This is a genomic window from Streptomyces sp. NPDC051218, assembly GCF_044455475.1.
In the GTDB taxonomy this organism is placed as follows: Bacteria; Actinomycetota; Actinomycetes; order Streptomycetales; family Streptomycetaceae; genus Streptomyces.
In genome coordinates, this window is sequence record NZ_JBITEU010000018.1 from 26,228 (window position 1) to 42,508 (window position 16,281).

The 16,281-nt window shown below is 72.5% G+C and carries 8 protein-coding genes; 7 read left to right on the forward strand and 1 reads right to left on the reverse strand.

Annotated features, from left to right (window positions below):
• Positions 1-85 precede the first annotated feature (85 nt).
• Complete coding sequence (locus tag ACIBCK_RS37905) at positions 86-877, forward strand: inositol monophosphatase family protein (protein ID WP_399397784.1); 792 nt, start codon at positions 86-88, stop codon at positions 875-877.
• Positions 878-1,391: 514 nt separating this feature from the next.
• On the opposite strand, the gene ACIBCK_RS37910 is transcribed toward ACIBCK_RS37905, so the two are convergent.
• A complete protein-coding gene (locus ACIBCK_RS37910) occupies positions 1,392-2,042 on the reverse strand; it encodes a ScbR family autoregulator-binding transcription factor (protein WP_399397786.1) in 651 nt (216 codons plus the stop codon).
• A gap of 655 nt (positions 2,043-2,697) precedes the next feature.
• On the opposite strand from ACIBCK_RS37910, the gene ACIBCK_RS37915 reads away from it, so the two are divergent.
• From ACIBCK_RS37915 to ACIBCK_RS37940, 6 genes are all read left to right on the forward strand, one after another.
• On the forward strand, positions 2,698-2,829 hold the full coding sequence (locus tag ACIBCK_RS37915; RefSeq protein WP_399397787.1) for a hypothetical protein: 132 nt from the start codon (positions 2,698-2,700) through the stop codon (positions 2,827-2,829).
• Positions 2,826-3,947, forward strand: a complete 1,122-nt coding sequence (locus ACIBCK_RS37920) for a hypothetical protein (RefSeq protein ID WP_399397788.1) — start codon at positions 2,826-2,828, stop codon at positions 3,945-3,947. The genes ACIBCK_RS37915 and ACIBCK_RS37920 overlap by 4 nt, the downstream gene beginning before the upstream one ends.
• 374 nt (positions 3,948-4,321) lie before the next feature.
• Complete coding sequence (locus ACIBCK_RS37925) at positions 4,322-5,104, forward strand: thioesterase II family protein (RefSeq protein ID WP_399397789.1); 783 nt, start codon at positions 4,322-4,324, stop codon at positions 5,102-5,104.
• The gene (locus ACIBCK_RS37930; RefSeq protein ID WP_399397791.1) at positions 5,101-8,973 is read left to right on the forward strand and encodes an SDR family NAD(P)-dependent oxidoreductase; all 3,873 of its coding nucleotides are present in this window, start codon (positions 5,101-5,103) and stop codon (positions 8,971-8,973) included. The genes ACIBCK_RS37925 and ACIBCK_RS37930 overlap by 4 nt, the downstream gene beginning before the upstream one ends.
• 423 nt (positions 8,974-9,396) lie before the next feature.
• On the forward strand, positions 9,397-10,734 hold the full coding sequence (gene glyA / locus ACIBCK_RS37935; protein WP_399397812.1) for a serine hydroxymethyltransferase: 1,338 nt from the start codon (positions 9,397-9,399) through the stop codon (positions 10,732-10,734).
• Positions 10,731-16,274 (forward strand): amino acid adenylation domain-containing protein, encoded by a 5,544-nt coding sequence (locus tag ACIBCK_RS37940; protein ID WP_399397792.1) that lies wholly within the window; start codon positions 10,731-10,733, stop codon positions 16,272-16,274. Before glyA ends, ACIBCK_RS37940 begins: the two co-directional genes overlap by 4 nt.
• Positions 16,275-16,281: the final 7 nt, after the last annotated feature.

Here is a 16,281-nt window from a genome sequence, read left to right on the forward strand (position 1 = left end):
CAGGGGCGTGGCAGGACGCCAGAATCAGGACCCGGCCGGTCCCCCGCCGCCGCCACCGTCCCCGCCACCCGGCAACATGCACCCCATGGTGGATGATCTTGACCTCGCACAGCGGGCGGCCCTCGCCGGGGCCGTCGTGGCCCTGCGGCACCGGGAACGGGTCGCCGCGCTCGACCAGCGCCTCAAGAGTGACGGCTCGGTGGTGACCGACGCGGACGTCGCCGTCGAGGAGGAGGTCCGCCGAGTGCTGCTCGCCGGGCGGCCGGGCGACGCCTTCCTGGGGGAGGAGACCGGCGAGTCCGGCTCCGGCGCCCGGCGCTGGATACTCGACGGCATCGACGGCACGGGGCTGTTCCTGAGCGGGGACGACCGGTGGCAGTCGCTGATCGCCCTGGAGGAGGACGGCCGGGTGGTCGTCGCCGTCGCGGTCGTCCCCGCGCAGGGAAGGATCTGGTACGCCGCTCGGGGGCGGGGCTCCTACCGCGCCGATGTCGAAGACGGCCGCCTGGTCCGTGCCCGGGCTCTGCGGGTGGCCCCACCGCAACCGGCCCTCGGCGCCTGTGCGCTGGGGGTCGTCCCCCCGGCCGAGATGGTTCCCGCCCGCTACCGGGCGCCCCTCGCCGCGCTGACGGCCCGTGCGAGGCCCGCTCCGTGGTCGGTGCACGCCGCCCTGCTGGTCGCCTCCGGAGAGCTCGGCCTGGCGGTACAGGTGGGCGGGCAGATATGGGATCACGCCCCCTTGGCGCTCATCGTCCAGGAGGCCGGGGGATCGGTCGGCGGTGCCGACGGAGAGCCCCATCCGATGACCGGCATCGCGGTCTTCGCCGCCGACGAGTCCACGCGCGCAGCGGCGCACACCGCGCTCGGCCTGGGCTGAGGCCAGGGTCGGGGAGGGTGCGGGTGCGGGTGCGGGTGGAGGCCAGGGCCGGGGCGGGCTGTGGCCAAGGTCGGGGTGGGGCTTAGACCGGGGTCAGGGCGGGATGAGACCAGGTCAGCACAGGCTGAGATCGACGTCGGGACAGGCTGAGACCAACGTCGGGACGCGCTGAGACCGGCGTCAGGGCAGCCAGGGCCAGGGCCGGGGCGGGGCCAGGGTCAGCACAGACTGCGACCAAGGCCGGGACGGGGGAGACCAGCGTCAGGACGGCTGAGGCCAGGGGTCGGGGCGGGCTGAGGACAGGTTCAGGACAGGCTGACATCCCCGCCCGGACCACCTGTCGTCATGCCCGGACCATCTGCCGTTACGCCCGGACCCACCTGCCGTCACCCCGGACTACCTGTCGTCACACCCGGACGGCCCGAGACCCAGGGCCCGAGTACGGGTACGGGTATGGGTACGCCGACGCGCAGCGCAGCAGTGTGCCGGTGGCGAGCGGACGGGCCGAGTACGGCTATCGCGGCTGTCCGACCGGTGTCCGCAGCGCGCGGACCGGCGAACCGCCGGGTTCGAGCGCCGCGAGAACCTCGGGACGGGCCAGGCACGGCAGGAGGAGCCGCCAGAACGCGGTGAGCGCCGTGTCGGAGAACCACGCGGGGTCCTCGCGCCCGAGCAGCTCGAAGCCGGTGGTCGCCGCGACGATCGTGTCGGCGATCTCCGCGGGTTCGGCCCCCTTGACGAGGAGGGACTCCTGCGAGGCCTCCGCCAGCAGCTGTCGTACGCACACCTGCCACTCCTGGGGGAGGGTGGGGCCCGCGTTGTGCGGCGCCTCGCAGCTCAGCTTGAAGCCGGCCCGGGTCACGACGTCGCGGCGCAGCCGTCCGGCCAGCGCGTGCGAGGTGTTCGTCAGGCGCTGCAGGGCGTTCATGCCGGGGCGCTGGGAGAGCCAGGCCTCCCGGCGCAGGCTCACGCCCGCCGAGGACTCGACGGTGGAGGCCACCGCTGCCTTGTTCTCGAAGTGGAAGTGCAGGGCGCCCTGGCTGACGCCGGCGCTGGCGCTGATGTCCGCCAGCTTCGCCTGGACGTAGCCGTACCGCTCGAACGTCTCGGCCGCGGAGCGGATGAGGGCGTGGCGGGTACGGGTGGCGCGCTCTTGTTTGGTCACTGGTGCTCCTTGCTACGGGGTCTAGCACCTTGAGCTTATAAAACCAGCATAGCGGTTTCGTTCTAAGTGTCGATGGCCTGGAGTGCTTCGGCCCGTAAAAGGGCTGGATGTGGGCGGTGTGGGGCGGGCGGGGAGGGGCTGGACCGGAGGTGTCGCTGCGGACCGGTACGGCGGGAGACCGTGCGAGCGGCTTGAAAACCGCGAGGTAGGTATGGTTTTCTCTCACTCATCCCGGTCGAGACGGTCGGCGTCAAGCCACCGCCGTCAACCCCCGCTCCATGTACCCGCCCCTGTTCAGGGGCTCGTCAAGGGGCGAAGTAACGGCCTGAGCAGGGCTTTTACCTGCTGAGCTCGATCGGGGCCCGCTCGTGCGGTTGCGCCGAATCCCCCGAGGCGCAACCGCACGAGTGTCCATCCAGCACCAGCGAGCAGCCCCGGTTTCCAAAAGAATCCGCCGAGAGCTCGATAAAAAACCCGCACACTGGTATTTTCTTGGTCCGAAGGTAGTTTGCGCCCGTCGAGGGGAGTCGCGATGCACCTGCAGCAGATGCATGTCAAGTGGCACGCGACGAACGGGCCGACTGCCGCCCGACGCGACGAACACGCCTGGTACCTACGGGGGACCGGTCAACCACCGGGGAGGAACCACCACGTCATGAACGTCTCGGACGCCCGCACCGCGGCCGTCGGAAGCCGGCCCGAAGGCAGTGGCCGGACCACGCCGCGCGAGTACGTCGAAGCAACCGTGAGCGGCGGCACGGCGCAGCCGGTGGGGGAGGAGCGATGAGCCTCCAACTCACTCTGCTCGCCGGGACCGCGTCAGGCACCACGCCTGCCACCTCGCCTGCCACCTCGCCCGCCACCGCATCGAACGCCGCAGCGAACACCGGGCTCGGCACCGAGCCCGGCGCAGCACACGCCGAGTCATCCGCCGAGTCTTCCGACGAGTCACCCGCCGACCGCCCGCGCGGTCAGCGCGCCACCGTCGCCATCGGCACGCTGCTGCCCTCCGACTCGCCGCGGGTCAACGGCGAGGTCAACGACCACGTCAAGCTGCTCGCCGAGCTGGACGCCCCGCTGCCGCCGATCCTCGTCCACCGGCCCACGATGCGCGTCATCGACGGCATGCACCGGCTGCGCGGAGCCGAGCTGCGCGGCGAGAAGGACGTCGAGGTGGAGTTCTTCGACGGCGAGCCGGAGGAGGCCTTCGCCCTCGCCGTCCGACTCAACGTCTCGCACGGCCTCCCCCTCACCCTGGCCGACCGCACGGCCGCGGCCACCCGGATCGTCGCCGCCCGGCCCCAGTGGTCCGACCGCCGCATCGCCGCCAACACCGGCCTCGCCGCGAGCACGGTCTCGGCCATCCGGCGCCGTTCAACCACCCAAGGCGAACAGTCGAACACCAGGATGGGGCGCGACGGCCGGGTCAGGCCGCTGCACGCGGCCGAGGGACGGCAGCGCGCCAGCCAGATCATCGCCGCCCACCCCGACGCCTCGCTGCGCGAGATCGCCCAGCGCGCCGGGATCGCCACCGCCACCGCCAAGGACGTGCGCGACCGCATCCGGCTCGGCCAGGACCCGGTGGCGCCCAAGCCCCGTACTCCGTCGGCGGTCGCGCAGTCCACCGCCTCCCGCCCGGCAGCGGGCCGGGCCGCCACGCGCACGTCGGCCGCCGCCATCAGCCTGATGCTGCCGAACATGAGCAAGGACCCCTCCCTGCGCACCGAGGCCGGGCGGACCCTCCTGCACCTGCTGAGCCTGCACGCCATCGGTGACGAGGCGAAGTGGAGCCGGCTCGCCCAGAGCGTGCCCGTGCACCGCGCCGGAATGCTGGCCCAGGCGGCCCGCCGGTGCGCCGAGCACTGGCTGCGCCTGGCGCACGAACTCGAGATGCGGTGCCCATGACGGCGCGCCCGCTCGGGCCGGGGCGGCACGGCCGCTCCCGGTCACACGCCGCCATCGGAGAACAAGGTGAATACCGACCAGGGAAAGAGAACCGGAACGCGGGGAAGCGTTCAGCGGCACGCACCGCCACGGAATCCCGGCAGGACCGGACCGACGACGAGCATCGTCGGTCTCTGCCGGAAACGGTTCACCAGCTGGTCCATTCAATTTCGGCGCCCGCCCCGGTGAATTACCCGCCGGCTATCGGCCGCGCAGAATTTTCTGAATTCACAGCAAATAATTTTGGAGGAGCGGTGCGAGCACGATCGCGGCGCATGCCGAACCCGAATTCCGCGGTGCGGACCCGTACGTCCGACGATGGCGAGGCGTGAGACATGACCGAGAATCCCGAGCTGATCGCCGAGACGCCCTACATATGGCGGGCCCGACGGGGCGACCACCGCCACCGCCTGATCTGCTTCCCGCACGCGGGCGCCGGAGCGGGCGCCTACGCCGAGTGGGCCGCCCTGACCCCGCCGGAGATCGAACTCGCCGCGGTCCAGCTGCCCGGGCGGCAGAACCGCATCGCCGAGGACCCGGTCACCGCGGTCGGACCACTGGTCAAGGTGCTCACCCAGGCGCTGCGCCCCGTCATGGACGGTTCCTTCTCCTTCTTCGGCCACTCCGGGGGCGCCGTTCTCGCCTTCGAGGTGGCCAGGGCCCTGCACGCCAAGGGCGGCCCCCGGCCCAGCCGGCTGTTCCTCTCCGCCCAGCCGGCCCCCGGCACCCCGGGCCGGGTCAAGCAACTCCACGACCTCACCGACGAGGAGCTCATCGGTGAGGTCGTGGACCTCGGCGGCATCGAAGCCGAGATCGCCGAGGACGAGGACGTCATGGACGCCCTCCTGCCCACCCTGCGGGCCGACTTCGACCTGTGGGAGCACCACCAGGTCGTCCCCGGCCCCCGCCTGAAGACCCCCATCACCGTGCTGAGCGGCGCCTCGGACCCCCGGGCCCCGCAGGACACGCTGGCGGGCTGGCGCGAGCAGACCGACGGCGCCTTCGACATCCGGCTCTACCCGGGCGGCCACTTCTACTTCCTCAACGACCCGGCCGAACTGGTCGGCGACATCAGCCACGTACTGCTGGAAGCCGAGAAGGCAGGGAGCCTCTCATGAGCACCTCCGGAGCTTTGGAACCGTCCCTCATAGCGGAGATGGCCGCCGCCGTCCGGGCCGTGCCCGGCGTGCGGGAGGCCGCCGCCGTGGTCCGGCAGGGCGCGCGGGCGGTGGGCGCCGAACTCGACCCGGCCGCCCCGGCCCCGACCGCCCCGGCCGAGCACACCGAGCAGGCCGCCGACGCCGGTCCCCGCCTCGATGAGCACAAGCCCTCCTCCGAGCTGTACGGCGGCTCCCCGCACGTTCCCGACGGCGGCCCGAGCACCCTTCAGGAGGCGCTGCGCCAGGCCGCCGAGCAGGCCACGGACAAGGGCACCGTCTACGTCCGCACCGGCCGCGAGCCGCAGTTCCAGAGCTACGCCGAGCTGCTGGCCGAGGCCGAGCGGGTCCTCGGCGGGCTGCGGGCCGCGGGCCTGGAGCCGGGCGACGCGGCGCTGTTCCAGTTCGACGACAACCGCGGCTACATGACCGCGTTCTGGGCGTGCGTGCTCGGTGGCTTCGTGCCGACGCCGGTGGCCGTGGCGACGACGTACGCCGCGCACAACGAGGCCAACCGCAAGCTCCGCAACGCCTGGGACCTGCTGGAGCAGCCCGCCATCCTCACCGACGCCGCCACCGCGCCCGCGCTGCGCGAGGTGCGCGCGCTGTGGAACGAGTCGACGGTGCGGGTCCTGGAGGTCGAGACGCTGGCCAGGCACGAAGCCGACACCCAGTGGTACGAGGGGAGCGCCCACACCCCCGTCATCAACCTGCTCACCTCGGGCAGCACCGGCGTCCCCAAGTGCGTGCAGCACACCAACGCCTCGGTCGCCGCCCGGAGCTGGTCGGTCATCCAGGGCCGCGGCTACACCAGCGACGACGTCAGCGTGATCTGGATGCCGCTCGACCACGTGACGATGGTCTTCTACAACATCCGCGACGTGTTCCTGAAGAGCCTGCACGTCAACGGCAAGATCGACGACTTCCTCGGCGACCCGCTCATGTGGCTGGACCTCCTGGAGCGTTACGGCGCGACCAACACCTGGGCGCCCAACTTCGCCTTCAACCTGATCAGCGAGTACGCCGACGAGATCGCCGGACGCCGCTGGGACCTGTCCCGCGTCCGGGAGTTCGCCAACGGCGGTGAGCCGGTCATCGCGGCGAACAGCCACCGCTTCCTGGAGCTGCTCAAGCCCCACGGCCTGCCCGCCGACGCCATGGCGCCCGCCTGGGGCATGTCGGAGACCTGCTCCGGGGTCACCTACTCCACGCAGAGCCGCGAGGACCGCACCGCGGGCACGGTCGTCGTCGCCCCCTCCTCCTTCGACGGCGCCCTGCGCTTTCCCGGCGAGGACCAGCGCGGCGGCCAGGACGCGGTGTCCTTCTCCACCGTCGGCGCGCCCCTGCCGGGTGTACGGGTCCGCATCGTCGACGCCGCCGGGGCGGTCCTGCCCCAGGACCGCATCGGCGAGCTGCAGATCCGCGGCGTGACGATGATGCGCGGCTACCACGGCAACGCCGAGGCCAACCGGGCCGCCTTCGACGCCGACGGCTGGTTCCGCACCGGCGACCTGGCCTTCGTCCACGAGGGCGAGCTCGTGATCGCCGGACGCAAGAAGGACCAGATCGTGGTCCGCGGCGCCAACTACGTCGCCCACGAACTGGAGAGCGTGGTCGAGGAGGTCGACGGCGTACGGGTCACCTACTCGGCGGCGGCCGGCGTCCGCGAGCCCGGCGAGGGCTCGGACCGGCTCGTCGTCTTCTTCGTCCCCACCCGCTGGGACACCGACTCCCTCACCCGCACCTGCCAGGACATCCGGGCCAGGCTCGGCCGTGAGGTCGGCCTGGCACCCGACCTCCTGGTCCCCGTCACCGTCGCTGAGTTCCCCAAGACCGCCAGCGGGAAGATCCAGCGCGCCTCCCTCGTCACCGACCTGCGGGCCGGCCGCTTCGCCGACCGCATCGAGCAGCCGGAGGAGGCCGAAGAGACGGCCACCACCTTCCTGCGCCGGCAGTGGTCGCGCCTCGAGGAGAGCACCGACCAGACCGACACCGACGGTGTACGCCTCGTCTTCGCCGAGCCCGGCGACGTCGCGCTCCTGGGGCTCGACCAGGGCCGTGTGATCGTCGTCCGTGACGGCGACGACTACGCCCAGGAGAGCCCCGTCGCCTTCCGCGTCGCACCCGGCGACAGCACGCACATCAGCCGGGTCATCGCCGAGGTGAGCGCCCGGCACGGCCACATCTCCACCATCGTGAGCGCGGCGTTCCCCGGCGGCGACGGCGAGCGCGCCGATCACACCGCACGGCTCGGCGAGGTGACCTCCCGCGTGAGCGCCCTGATGGCGGCGGTGGACGGCGCCGACTGGCGGGGCGGCGTCCGTCCGTTGCTCCTGCTGCTGACCACGGGGGCCGTCCACGTACGCCCCTGGGACCGCATCGACCTCGGTGTCTGCGCGCTGCCCGGCCTCGTGCGCACCGCCGTCACCGAGCTCGCGCAGGTCACCGTGCGCCAGCTCGACCTGCCCGCCGACCGGGACAAGTGGGCGGCCGCCGTCACCGCCGAACTGGCCGACCGCTCCCGCACCGGAGTGGTGGCCGCCCGCGAAGGCCTGCGCTGGCAGCCGCGGCTGCGGCCCGTCCCCGAGGCCGAGACCGATCAGGCCCCCTCGATCGTGCCCGGCGGCCTGTACCTGGTCACCGGCGGACTCGGCGGCATCGCCCACGACATCGCCGGCTATCTCCTGGCGGCCTACGGGGTACGGCTGCTGCTGGTGGGGCGCTCGGCGGCCACCGGTGAGAAGGCGGATTCCCTGGCCGAACTGACCGCCCTGGGCGACGTCGGCTACGTCCGGGCCGACGTCTCCGACGCCGTCGCGCTGGCCGCGGCGGTGGCCGGGGCCGAGGAGCGCTGGGGCCGCCCGCTGGACGGCGTGCTGCACCTGGCGGCCAGCGACGTCACCCACCAGTGGAAGGACCTGGAGCGCCACACGCTGGCCGCCGAGACGCAGGACGCCTTCACGGCCCAGTACGGGGCGAAGGTGGCGGGCACGCTGGCGATCGCCTCGGTCCTGGAGAGCAGGCCCAAGGCCTCCCTGACGCTCTTCGGATCGGTCAACGGCGAGTTCGGCGGCCGCTCGTTCGGCGCCTACTCCGCCGCCAACACCTTCCTGGTGGGCTTCGCCGACCACTGGCGCCACGAGCGCGGGCGTGACGTGCGGTGCCTGGCCTGGAGCATGTGGAGCGACGTCGGCATGAACCGGGGGCAGTCCGAGGCCCCTGCACGGCAGCGGGGCTACCGGGCGATCGACCCCGACGACGGGCTGCGGGCGTTCCTGGCGGCCACGTCCATGCCGTACCACTACCTGCTGATCGGCCTGGACCTGGACAACCCGGCGATCCTCTCCGAGCTCGCCACGGACGAACTGAGCGCCCGTGAGGTCCTGGTGGCCTACACGGCCGACGGGATCGAGCCGGAGGCGGTGCACACGGCCCTGGAGCCCGTCCTGCGTGAATTCCCCGTCCCCGTGCGGATGGTGGAAGTGACCCGTATCCCGGTGGACGCCGGGGGAGCGGTGGACACCACGCAGCTGCTCCTGGACGCCGCGCCCAAGCGGCCCGGAAGCCGGCGCGCCTACGAGGCACCCGCCACCGACCTGGAGCGCCGGATCGCCGAGATCTGGGGCGATGTCCTCACCCAGGACTCCGTCGGCCGCGACGACTCCTTCTTCGACCTGGGCGGCAACTCGCTGCGGGCCACCCGCCTGCTGGCCCGGATCGACGAGGAGCTCGGCGTACGGCTGACCGCCAACGAGCTGTACGAGAGGCCCACCGTCGCCGGGATGGCCGAGGCCCTGGACCGCCGGACGGAGCCGGTGACGGCCGGCTGACCCCGGGAATTCCTCTTTCCGGTTACCGGTTGTCGCTTTCGGCTCGCTTTTGACGCCGGTAAGAATTCCTTTCAAGCGCTCTCCCCCTTTCATTTCGAGGGGGAGGGCGCTTTCTTTGTCATGTGGCCCTGTCGTGCGGCCTGTCGTGCGGTTCCGTGTTGTTCGCGCCGGAGCCCTGAACGTCATTGTCCGTACCGTGAGGCGTGGTTAGGGTAATTCCTAATTCCGCTGCTCTCCCGGGGTTGGACAAGGGCTCTCACTCGGCAGCGATATCCAGGAAACGAATTTCTTCCTTCCGGTTGACACCGAATGAGAGACGAGGCGGACGAAATGGCCGGTCAGTGGTTTGCGGGACGGAGACCGTCCCCCCGTCAGGACCCCGGGTTCGAAGGCGGGGAGCAGGCCAGGCACCTGCGCATCGGCATGGAGTCCCTGCACTACGCCGACCCCGAGCTCGCCGGTCTGCTGGACGCGGAGATACGCCACCAGAACGCGACGCTCGCGATGATCGCCTCCGCGAGCGTGGCCGACCCCTCGGTCCTCGCCGCCGGCGGAGCGGCCCTGTCCAACGTCACCGCCGAGGGCTACCCCGCCGCCCGCTACCACCCCGGCGCCGCCCGCTTCGACGAGGTCGAGCGCCTCGCCATCCAGCGGGCCAAGGACCTGTTCGGCGCCCAGTACGCCAACGTGCAGCCGCACTCCTGCTCCTCGGCCAACCTCGCGGTGCTCACCGCGCTCATCCCGCCGGGCGGCACGCTCCTGGGCCTCGACCTCGACGCCGGCGGCCACCTCACCCACGGCTCGCCCGCCTCGGTGACCGGACGTCACTTCAACGCCGTGCACTACGGCCTGGACCGCTCCGGGCACATCGACCACGGCCAGGTCGCCGAACTCGCCCACGAGCACCGGCCGAAGGTCCTGATCGCCGGGGCCAGCGCCTACCCGCGCACCGTCGACTTCGACCGCTTCCGCGCCATTGCCGACTCCGTCGGCGCCTACCTCCTCGCCGACATCTCCCACATAGCGGGCCTGGTCGTCACCGGAGAGCACCCCAGCCCCATCGACGCCGCCCACATCACCACCACCAGCACCTACAAGCAGCTCGGCGGCCCCCGCGGCGGCCTCATCCTCAGCGGGCACGAGCACCGCACGCCGGGCCCCGACGGCCGCACGCCGCTGTTCCGCCTCATGCAGCGGGCGGTCTTCCCGCAATCACAGGGCACGCCGAGCCCGGCCACGATCGCCGCCAAGGCCCGCGCCTTCTCGATCGCGGCGGGAGAGGAGTTCAAGGACACCGCCCGGCTGATCGTGGAGAACGCGGCCGCCCTCGCCGCCGAACTCTCCGCCCTCGGCTACCGCGTACTGACCGGCGGCACCGACAACCACATGGTCCTGCTGGACATCAACGACCGAGGCCTGAGCGGAGTCGTCGCCGAGCGCGCCCTGGAGGAGTGCGCGATCCTCGCCAACCGCAACCGCATCCCCGGCGACACCAAGCCGCCGCTCGTCACCAGCGGCCTGCGCCTGGGCAGCAACATCCTCGCCCAGCGCGGGATGGGCCCCGCGCAGATGCGTGAGTGCGCCGACCTGATGCACACCGTCCTCACCGCCACCACCGCACTGAGCGACACCGAGTACGTGATCGACCCGGACCGGGCCGCGCGCATCCGCGAGGACGTCGCGCAGCTGTGCGCCCGGTACCCGCTGAGCCTCGAAGTCGACTTCAACACCCCCGCAGCCCTGATCGGAGCCGGACAGTGAACGACGCCCCCAAGGACACGGGTCCGGCCTCATCGCCGGTCCTCCTGCCCACGGACCGACCGCGGCGCCCCGGCACACCGCCGCGGTGCACGGCCGTCGAGAGCGCCGCCCTCGACGCGGGCACCCAGGCCGGCGGGATCGACCCGCACACGGCGCGGGCCGCCGCCTTCGCCGCCCTGCTCCACCGCTACACCGGCCAGGAGGACATCGGCTACGACCGCACCGACGCCTCGGGCACCGCCCACGTCCGGCTCGAGGTCAGCGGCGCGACGACCCTGCGCGAACTCGTCGGCCGCGCCACCACCGGTCCGGTCTCGGCGGCCGGGCCCGCCCCCGTCGCCCTGGCCTTCGGCGACCCGGCGGAGTCCGCCGGCGAACCGGCCCCCCACGAGCTGCGGATCGTCCACGGCGAGAGCCGCGTCGCCCTCCAGTACGACAGCACCCTCTTCGAGGCCGGCACCGCGCAACGGATCCTCGCCCACTACCGCACCCTCCTCGACGACGCCCTGAGCCTGCCGGACGCGCCGGTCGGCGAACTGCGCCTGCTCACCGACGCCGAACTGCGGCGCATGCTGGTCGACTGGAACCGCACCGAGACCGAACTGGCGGACGGCACCTGCCTGCACGAGGCGTTCGAGGCCCACGCGGAGCGCCGTCCGGACGCGACAGCGGTCGTCTACGAGGGCGCCCGCTTCACCTACGGCGACATCAACGCCGCGGCCAACCGCCTCGCCCACCACCTGCGTTCCCTGGGCGTCGGACCGGACACCCGCGTCGGGCTCTGCCTGGAGCGCTCACCCGAACTCCTCACCGCGATGCTCGGCATCCTCAAGGCCGGCGGCGCCTACGTCCCCCTCGACCCCGACTATCCCGCCCAGCGGATCGCGGACATGGTCAAGGGCACCACCTGCGCCGTCAACGTCAGCCGCCGCGAACTCGCCTCGTGCCTCCCGGCCTCCGACGACACCCCGCTGGTCCTGCTCGGACCCGGCGGCACGGACCTGTCCGCGAGCCCCGACCACGACCCCGCCCCCCTGGCCGCCCCCGACCACCTCTGCTACGTCATCCACACCTCCGGTTCCACCGGGGCGCCCAAGCCGATCGCGCTCCACCACCGCGGCGTGGTCAACAACCTCGCCGACCTCAACTCCCGCTTCACGGCAGGACCCGAGGACTCCGTCCTCTCCCTGTCCTCCCCGAGCTTCGACCTGTCCGTCTACGAGTACCTCGGCATCACCGCCGCGGGCGGCGCCGTCGTCATCCCCTCCCCGGCGCGCGGCAAGGACCCCGCCCACTGGGCCGAACTGCTCGTCGAGTACGGCGTCACCGTCTGGAACTCCGCCCCGGCCCTGCTCGACCTGCTGGTCGACCACCTCGAACAGAGCGGCGCCGAGCCGCTGCACGAGCTGCGGGCGGCGATGCTGGGCGGCGACTGGATTCCCGTGCCCCTGCCGGGGCGCTGCCGCGTGGTCGCTCCCCGGATGCGCATGATCACCATGGGCGGCGCCACCGAAGCCTCCATCCACTCCACGATCTACGAGGTGGAACAGGCTGACCCCAACTGGGCGAGCATTCCCTACGGCCGCCCGATGGCGAACCAGCGCACCTACATCCTCGACGACGCCTTCCAGCCCGTGCCGCCCGGCGTCACCGGCGAGCTGTACCTGGCAGGCACCGGCGTGGCCCGCGGCTACCTCGACCAGCCCGAGCGCACCGCCGAGCGGTTCATCGACTGGACGCACGGCGAGGTCAGCGACCGCATCTACCGCACCGGCGACATGGCCCGCTACGGCGCCGACGGCCTGATCGAACTCCTGGGCCGCCGGGACTTCCAGGTCAAGCTCAACGGGCTGCGGGTGGAACTCGGCGAGATCGAGGCCGTCCTGCGCTCGCACCCCACGGTGCAGCACAGCGCCGTGGTGGCCCACCGCAACCAGCTCGTTGCCTACGCCGTCGCGACCGACGGCGAGGACATCGACATCGACGCCCTGCGCCGGCTCGCCGCCGACCGGCTCCCGAAGTTCATGGTCCCCAAGGTGATCATGCCCCTGGACCGGCTGCCCCTGACCCCCAACGGCAAGGTGGACCGCAAGTCCCTGCCGGAGCCCGACCTGGGCGAGGCCGCCTACCGGGCGCCCGGCACCGCCCGGGAGAAGATCCTCGCCGCCGTCTACGCCGACGTCCTGCGCGTCGAACGCGTCGGCCTCGACGACGACTTCGTCGCCCTGGGCGGCGACAGCATCCGCGCCATCCAGGCCGTCACCCGGGCCAGGACCCACGGCCTCGCCGTCACCCCCCGTCAGATCCTCCAGCTGCGCACCGTCGCCCGCCTCGCCGAGGCCGCCACCGACGCGGCGGATGCCGCGGAGGAGAACGACGCGCCCCTGCTCAGCCTCGGCGAGCAGGACATCGAGGCCCTGCGGCAGCGCTACCCGCGGCTGACGGACGTATGGCCGCTGACCCCGATGCAGTCCGGCATGCTCTTCGAGTCGATGCTGGCCGACACCGGCGCCGACACCTACCACATGCAGACCGTCTACCACCTGAGCGGACCGGTCGACGCGGCCCGCATGCGGGCCGTGGGCCAGAGCCTTCTCGACCGGTACGCCAACCTCACGGTGGCGTTCGCGCCCGACGCGTCCGGCGACCTCGTACAGATCGTCAGCGACGGCGTCGAACTGCCGTGGCGGGAGCTCGACCTCAGCGACCTGACCGACGCCGACCAGGACGAGGCGTTCGCCCGCTTCCTGGCCGAGGACCAGGCCGCCCGCTTCGACCTGGCCACACCGCCCCTGCTGCGCCTGGCACTCGTCAGGCGCGGCCCGCGGAGCGCCGAACTGGTCATGACCGCCCACCACGTACTGATCGACGGCTGGTCGGAACAGCTCATCGCCGAGGACCTGCTGCGGCTCTACGCGGCAGGCGACGACGCGAGCGCACTGCCCCCGGTCCGCGGCTACCAGGAGTTCCTGGCCTGGCTCGCCCGGCAGGACCGGCAGGAGAGCGCCCGTGCCTGGGCCGACGAACTCGCCGGGCTCGACGAGGCGACACTCGTGGCCCCCGCCGCCGGCCCCCGGGGCACCGACACCGGCGTGCGGGAGGCGGAGCTCGCGCTGACCGGACAGGAGGTCAGCACGCTCGCACGGCGCGGCGCGGAGCTGGGCGTCACGGTGAACACCCTGGTCCAGGGCGCCTGGGCGGTCCTGCTCTCGGCGCTGACCGGCCGCAAGGACGTGGTGTTCGGCGCCGCCGTCTCCGGGCGACCGGGCACCCTGCCCGGCGTGGAGTCGATGGTCGGACTCTTCATCAACACCCTGCCGGTACGGGTGCGCTGCGAGCCGCAGAGCACCTTCGCCGAGTTCCTCACCGGCCTGCAGAACCGGCAGACCGATCTCCTCGACCACCACCACCACAGCCTGACCGACATCCACCAGGCCGCCGGGGTGGACGCCCTCTTCGACACCATCGTGGCCTTCCAGTCCTACCCCTCGGACCCGGCGGGCATCGCCGACGCGACCGCAGCGGCCGGCTTCGAGATCACCGGCCTCGACTCGCTCGGCGGCGCGAACTACCCCCTGGCGCTGATCGTCGAGGACGGCAGGCTGACCCTGCAGTACCAGTCGCACCTCTACGACGCGGCCGCGGCGCAGCACATCGCCGACCGGTTCCGGTCCCTCCTGAACCAGCTGGCCGCCGACCCCGGCACCCGCCGTATCGGCACGGCCGACCTGCTCCTGGACACCGAACGCGCCCAGCTGCCGAGCGCCGAACCCGCGCCGCGGGAGGCGGACGAGGACACCGTGGCCGCCCTCATCGAGCGGAGCGCGGCCGCCGCACCCGGCGCGAACGCGGTGACGTCCGGCGGTACGACCCTGACCTACGAGGAGCTCAACGCCCGCGCCAACCGCCTGGCGCACGTCCTGATCCGCCGCGGCGCGGGCCCGGAGACCGTGGTCGGGCTCGCCCTGCCGCGCTCCACGGAACTCGCCGTAGCGCTCCTGGCCACCTTGAAGAGCGGCGCGGGCTACGTGCTGCTGAACCCGGAACAGAGCCCGGTGCAGCGGCAGACGGCCCTCACGCAGGCGGCCCCCGACCTGATCCTCGCCCCGCCCGGCGCGGCACCGGAACTCGCCCCGCCCGGCACGCCGCTCGTGCACCTGGACGACCCGGAGTGCGCCAAGAGCCCCGGCACCGACATCACCGACACCGGCCGGAGCGCCCCCGTACTGCCCCAGAACCTGGCCTGCGTGCGCTATGCGCCCGGGGCCGCGGGAGGCACGGCGCTCAGCCAGCAGGGCCTGGCCGACGGCGTACGGCGCTTCGCCGCCGCCGCGGACATCGGCCCCGCCACGACGGTCCTCGCGGCCTCACCGCACCCGGACACGGCGGCCTTCGAGATGCTGGCATCGCTGGGCGCGGGCGCGAGCGTCGAGCTCGCCCCCGACCCCGAGACCCTCGGCACCCGCGGCTGGCGGGGCGATGTGCTCAGCACGGTCGCCCCGCTCCTGGCCGGGCTGCTCAACAAGGCCACGGCCGCCATCGAGACCCGAACAGTGGTGCTCACCGGGGACGTACTGCTTGGATCGTTCGTACAGCGGGTCCGGGGCGCCCTCCCGGGCGTGCGGGTGGTGAGCGCCTACGGGCCCACCGAGACCATCCGGGCCGCCGCCGAGAACCGGCACGGCGAGGAGGCGGCGCCGCTCGGCTCCGCGTCCGGAACCCTGCGCGCCTACGTGCTCAGCCCCGCCCTGCAACTGGTACCGCCCGGCGTCACCGGCGAGCTGTACATCGCGGGCGAGGTCGCGCGGGGCTACCAGGGCCGGCCGGCCCTGACCTCCCAGGCCTTCGTCGCCGACCCCTTCGGACCGCCCGGATCGCGGATGTACCGCACCGGCGACCGGGCCCGGTGGAACGCGCGAGGAGCCCTGGAGTACGTCGGCAACGGCGGCTGCGAGATCACCGTCAGAGGCCACCGCTTCCGCACCGAGGACGTGGAGGCCGCGCTGGCCGAGCACCCCGCGGTCTCACAGGCCGCGGTGGTGCCGGCGCCCGGCGGCGACGAGCAGCTCACCGGCTACGCCGTCGCACTGCGCGGCCACACCGTGGACACCACGGAGCTGCGCGAGTTCCTCGCCCGGCATCTGCCGGAGCACATGGTGCCCGCCACTTTCGTCCTCATCGAGGACATGCCGTTGGCGGCCGACGGCAGCGTGGACCGCGCAGCACTTCCCGAGCCCGGGGCCGAGCCGGCGGGCCAGGGGTACCGGGCCGCCCGCACCCCGCAGGAAGAAGCGCTGTGCGCGCTGTTCGCCGAGGTCCTGGGCCTCGAGCGGATCGGTATCGACGACAACTTCTTCGCCCTCGGCGTCAACTCGCTGAAGGCGACCCGGCTGATCGGCCGGATGCGCAGGACCCTCGGGATCGAGGCATCGATCCGGACGATTTTCCAGTATTCGACGATTGCGGAGCTTTCGGGTCAAGTCCAGGCCACAGGAACCACCAAGAGCCGGCCCCGTCTACGCAAAATGACCAAGGAGTAGACCCAAA